This is a genomic window from Streptomyces sp. NPDC055078 (genome assembly GCF_053607985.1).
The window spans coordinates 1-5,100 of record NZ_JBSGUP010000603.1; the positions used below are offsets into that span (position 1 = coordinate 1).

Consider the following 5,100-nt stretch of genomic DNA (forward strand, 5'->3'; position numbering starts at 1 on the left):
GCTCCGCCCCGGACCCCGCGCCTCAAACGCCGGCGGGGCTGATTTTGCCGACCCGGGTGCGCAAATCCAGCCCGTCCGGCGTTTGAGGACACGCCCGAAGGGCGTGCCCCGCCCACCGGCGGTACTTTCCCCGCCGCCGGGGGACGGGTCGGCCCCGACACGCCAAGCCACCCGCAGGAAACGCGTCATACCCCCCGCACCAACGCCACCGCACGCCGCGCCGCGACCAGGACCGGGTCCCAGACGGGGGAGAAGGGGGGCGCGTACCCCAGGTCGAGCATGGTCAGCTGCTCGACCGTCATCCCGGCGTGCAGTGCCACCGCCGCGATGTCCACCCGCTTCCCCGCCCCCTCCCGGCCCACGATCTGCACACCCAGCAGCCTCCCCGTCCGCCGCTCCGCCAGCATCTTCACCGTCATCAGGGCCGCGTCGGGGTAGTAGCCCGCGCGGCTGGTGGACTCGATGGTGGCGGTGACGTACTGGAGGCCGACCTCCGCCGCGTCCTTCTCGCGCAGGCCGGTGCGGGCGATCTCCAGGGCGCAGACCTTGCTGACGGCGGTGCCGACGACGCCGGGGAAGGTGCCGTAGCCGCCGCCGATGTTCGCCCCGATGATCTGGCCGTGCTTATTGGCGTGGGTGCCGAGGGGGACATGGCGCTCACGGCCCGAGACCAGGTCGAGGACCTCCACACAGTCGCCGCCCGCCCAGATGGCGTCGTGGCCGCGCACCCGCAGGGAGAGGTCGGTGAGGAGGCCGCCGTACGCGCCGAGCGGCAGTCCGGCGGCCCGGGCGAGGGTGGTCTCGGGCTCGACGCCCATGCCGAGGACGACGACATCGGCGGGGTACTCGCCGCCGTCCGTGGTCACCGCGCGGACGTGGCCGTCGTCGCCGGTGCGGATGCCGGTGACCTCGGCACCGTTCACCGTCGTGATGCCGAGGCCGTCCATGGCCGTGTGGACGAGCCGCCCCATATCGGGGTCGAGAGTGGCCATGGGCTGTTCGCCCCGGTTGAGGACGGTCACATCGAAGCCGTGGTTCAGCAGTGCCTCGGCCATCTCGACGCCGATATAGCCCGCGCCGACGACGACCGCGCGCCGCCCGGCCGCACCGGCGAGGGTGTCGAGCAGCGCCTGGCCGTCATCGAGGTTCTGCACGCCGTGGACACCGGGCGCGTCGATCCCCGGCAGCGGCGGGCGCACCGGCCGGGCTCCGGTCGCGACGACCAGCTTGTCGTAGCCGGTCCAGGACTCGGCGCCGGTCTCCAGATCGCGGGAGCGGACCCGGCCGCGCGCGGGGTCGATCTCCGTGACCTCCGTTCGCATCCGCAGATCGATCGCGCGTTCTCGGTGCTGGGCGGGGGTCCGGGCGATCAGCTCGGCGCGGTCGCGCACCTGGCCGCCGACCCAGTAGGGAATCCCGCACGCCGAGTACGAGCTGAAGTGGCCGCGTTCGAACGCGACGATCTCCAGCTCGTCCGGGCCCTTGAGCCTGCGTGCCTGCGACGCGGCCGACATACCCGCCGCGTCGCCCCCGATGACCACCAGTCGCTCCACTGTCATGGCGAACACGCTACGGGGTCGCGTTCCCGTCACTCCTGGTCGGGGCCGCTCCCGGAGCCGTACGCGGGCAGCGGGGCGGGTGCACCACCCGCGCCCGTCTCCTGCGCGGCCCCGCCCGTCTCGCCCGTGGCCCCGTCCACCGCGCCGGAGCGCCGCGTCAGCCGGGGGCGTACCACCAGGCGCCACACCGCGTAGCCGATCACCAGCACCGCGAGGAAGGGAGCCGTCGCGCCGACGACCACGCCGATCCACCGCACCGTCGTCCCCAGCGCGTCCCAGCCGCCGCCGAGCGCGTCCAGGAAGCCCGGGTCGTCGTCCTTCCTCTCCTTCGGCGCGGACCCGGACTCGGAGAGCGTCAGGGTGATCGTCGCCATCGTGGTCTGGTCCTTCAGCGACGCCTGCCGGGAGAGCAGCGACTCCAGCTCCGACTGCCGCCGGCTCAGTTCGCCCTCCAGCGTGACCACGTCGGCGAGCCGCTCCGCGCGGTCCATCAGCGCCCGCACCCGGGCCACGCTCGCCCGCTGGGTGGCGATACGGCTCTGCACATCGACGACCTGATCGGTGACGTCCTTGGCGTCGGCCTTGCGGAACAGCAGCTTCCCGGTCCCCGTGAGTTCGGCCAGGACCGTGTCGTACCGCTCCTGCGGGACCCTCAGCACCACGGTGGAGGCCATCTGCGAGCCCTCGACGCGCTCGGTGGACTCGTCGGCGACATGGCCGCCCGCCGCCGAGGCCACCCGGCGGGCCACGGCGAGCGCCTTGGTGGCGTCCTTCACCCGCACCTCCAGCTCGGCGGTGCGGATGATGTGGGCCGCCGCCAGTGGAGCGGGCTTCTCCGCCGCGTCCTGCGCCCCCTCCTTCGCCCCACCGGAGTCCGGGCTCCCCGCACCGGGGCCGACGGCCTTCTCCCCCGTGTCCGCCCTCTCCCCGGGGTCCGCCTCCTGCGCCGCGGCCCGCCCCGCGCTCTTCGTATCGGAATCGCCGGAATCGCCACCGGAGCAGCCTGCCAGGGCGAGCGAGCCGATGAGTATCAGCACTGCGGATGTGCGTAGAGCACGCATATGAGCCCCCCAGAGGCAATTGCTGAGTATTGCCGTTTCGACGGACACCCGGGGGAGCTGGTTGCTAGTTTCCGGTCGCGAAGCGGTCACGGTCAGGACTCGGTACGGGATTTGAGAGAGTGGGAACATGCAGCCTTCCCCGCATGCGGACACCGGCACCCGAACCGGCGCGGCCCCCGGCGGCGGAAAACCCGCCGAACCCGGGCATGCGGTCGTCGTCGGCGGCGGTATCTCCGGCCTCGCCGCCGCCCTGCGCCTCGTCAGGTCCGGGGCGCGGGTGACTCTGCTGGAGGCCACCGGACGCCTCGGCGGCAAGCTGCACACCGGCGAGATCGAGGGCCTGCCCGTCGATCTGGGCGCCGAGTCGATGCTCGCCCGCCGCCCCGAGGCCGTCGAGCTGGCCCGTGCCGTGGGGCTCGCCGACCGGCTCCGGCCGCCCGCCACCGCCACCGCGTCGATCTGGAGCCGCGGCGCCCTGTGCCCCATGCCGAAGGGGCATGTGATGGGGGTGCCGGCCACCCCCATGGCGCTGGCCGGACTGCTCTCCCCCGAGGGCATCGTCCGGATCGGGCGGGACCGCGAACTGCCCCGAACCGACATCGGCGACGATGTCGCCATCGGCGCGTATGTCGCCGCCCGCTTCGGCCGCGAGGTCGTCGACCGCCTCGTCGAGCCACTGCTCGGCGGGGTGTACGCGGGCGACGCCTACCGCATCTCGATGCGCGCCGCCGTCCCCCGGCTCTTCGAGGCCGCGCGGAACCACCGCTCCCTCCTCGACGGCGTACGGGACGTCCAGCGCGCCGGGGAACAGCAGCCGGCCGGACCCGTCTTCCTCGGTCTCGACGGCGGCGTGGGAACGCTGCCGGGCGCGGTCGCCGCCGCCGTACGCGCGGGCGGCGGGCAGATCCTCACCGGCACCCAGGCCCGCGGGATCAGCCGCACCGAGGACGGCTGGGAGATCCGCACCGGCCGGGGCGCGATCGCCGCCGACGCCGTGGTCCTGGCCACCCCCGCCTGGTCGGCCGCCGAACTGGTCTCCGCCGAATCCCCCGCCGCCGCGGCCGAACTGGGCCGGATCGAGTACGCCTCCATGGCCCTGGTCACCCTCGCCTTCCGGCACAGCGACCTGACCGGCCTGCCCGGGGGCAGCGGCTTCCTCGTCCCCCCGGTCGAACGGCGCACCATCAAGGCGTCCACCTTCTCCAGCCAGAAGTGGGACTGGGCGGGCGGCGGACCCGCCGGACTCTTTCTGCTGCGGACCTCCGTGGGGCGGTTCGGCGATGAGGAGCATCTGCACCGCGACGACGGCGAACTGGCCGAGGTCTGTCTGCGCGACCTCGGCGAGGCCACCGGTGTCACCGCCAAGCCCGTCGCCTTCGAGGTGACCCGGTGGATGGGCGGACTGCCCCAGTACCCGGTCGGGCACCTCGCCCGGGTCGCCCGTATCCGCGCCGAGATCGCCAAGCTCCCCGGCCTGCGGGTCTGCGGAGCCGCGTACGACGGTGTCGGCATCCCCGCCTGTGTCGCCGACGGGCAGCGCGCCGCCGACGAGATCCTCGCCACGCCGACCCTGGCGAGAACCACCGGCGGGCAGGCGGGACAATAGCGTCATGAGTGCGCCCGAAAAGATCCCGAACGCAGGCAAGAAGGCCAAGGACCTCAATGAGGTCATCCGGTACACGCTGTGGTCCGTCTTCCAGCTGCGCGATGTACTGCCCGAGGACCGCTCCGGTTACGCGGAGGAGGTCCAGGAGCTGTTCGACCAGCTCGCCGCCAAGGACGTCAAGGTCCGGGGCACCTACGATCTGTCCGGGCTGCGCGCCGACGCCGACCTCATGATCTGGTGGCACGCGGAGACCTCGGACGCGCTCCAGGAGGCGTACACCCTCTTCCGCCGGACCCGGCTCGGGCGGGCGCTGCGGCCGGTCTGGTCGAACATGGCGCTGCACCGCCCCGCCGAGTTCAACAAGTCGCACATCCCGGCCTTCCTCGCCGACGAGGTCTCGCGCGACTACGTCAGCGTCTACCCCTTCGTACGCTCCTACGACTGGTATCTGCTGCCCGACGAGGACCGCCGCCGGATGCTCGCCGACCACGGCAAGATGGCCCGTGGCTACCCGGACGTCCGCGCCAACACGGTCGCGTCGTTCTCGCTCGGCGACTACGAGTGGATTCTCGCCTTCGAAGCGGACGAACTGCACCGTATCGTCGATCTGATGCGTCATCTGCGCGCCTCCGAGGCCCGGATGCACGTCCGCGAGGAGGTCCCCTTCTACACCGGCCGCCGCAGGTCGGTCGCGGAACTGGTCGCCGGCCTCGCCTGAGACCCGCACGCGGGTACGGGCCCCACCCGGGCCCGTGCGCGGTACAGGCCACGCCCGAGGTCTCCGTACGCGGGTACGGGCCCCACCCGGGCCCGTACGCGGCAAGGACCTCACCCGAGACCCGTACCACCACCGCTCAGGAACACGAGAGCCGGG

4 protein-coding genes are annotated in these 5,100 nt (G+C 72.9%); 2 read left to right on the top strand and 2 right to left on the bottom strand.

Translation table 11 applies throughout. The features are described from left to right. Positions 1-185 precede the first annotated feature (185 nt). Both ACWF94_RS33045 and ACWF94_RS33050 read right to left on the bottom strand, forming a co-directional pair. A complete protein-coding gene (locus tag ACWF94_RS33045) occupies positions 186-1,559 on the bottom strand; it encodes an FAD-dependent oxidoreductase (protein ID WP_453497031.1) in 1,374 nt (457 codons plus the stop codon). Between the two features lie 29 nt (positions 1,560-1,588). Beyond that, positions 1,589-2,596 carry a DUF4349 domain-containing protein gene (locus ACWF94_RS33050; protein WP_453497034.1) on the bottom strand — a complete coding sequence of 336 codons (1,008 nt, stop codon included), beginning with the start codon at positions 2,594-2,596 and terminating at the stop codon, positions 1,589-1,591. A 151-nt stretch (positions 2,597-2,747) separates the two neighbouring features. On the opposite strand from ACWF94_RS33050, the gene hemG reads away from it, so the two are divergent. Both hemG and hemQ read left to right on the top strand, forming a co-directional pair. Then, entirely contained in the window at positions 2,748-4,226 is a 1,479-nt protein-coding gene (gene hemG / locus ACWF94_RS33055; RefSeq protein WP_453497037.1) for a protoporphyrinogen oxidase, read from the top strand. Positions 4,227-4,230: 4 nt separating this feature from the next. Continuing rightward, positions 4,231-4,944 (top strand): hydrogen peroxide-dependent heme synthase, encoded by a 714-nt coding sequence (hemQ, locus tag ACWF94_RS33060; RefSeq protein WP_453497040.1) that lies wholly within the window; start codon positions 4,231-4,233, stop codon positions 4,942-4,944. Positions 4,945-5,100 lie beyond the last annotated feature (156 nt).

Coding starts and splice junctions, on each gene's coding strand:
- ACWF94_RS33045 (WP_453497031.1), bottom strand. CDS start 1,559: ATGACAGTGGAGCGACTGGTGGTCATCGGGGGCGACGCGGCGGGTATG.
- hemG (WP_453497037.1), top strand. CDS start 2,748: ATGCAGCCTTCCCCGCATGCGGACACCGGCACCCGAACCGGCGCGGCC.
- hemQ (WP_453497040.1), top strand. CDS start 4,231: ATGAGTGCGCCCGAAAAGATCCCGAACGCAGGCAAGAAGGCCAAGGAC.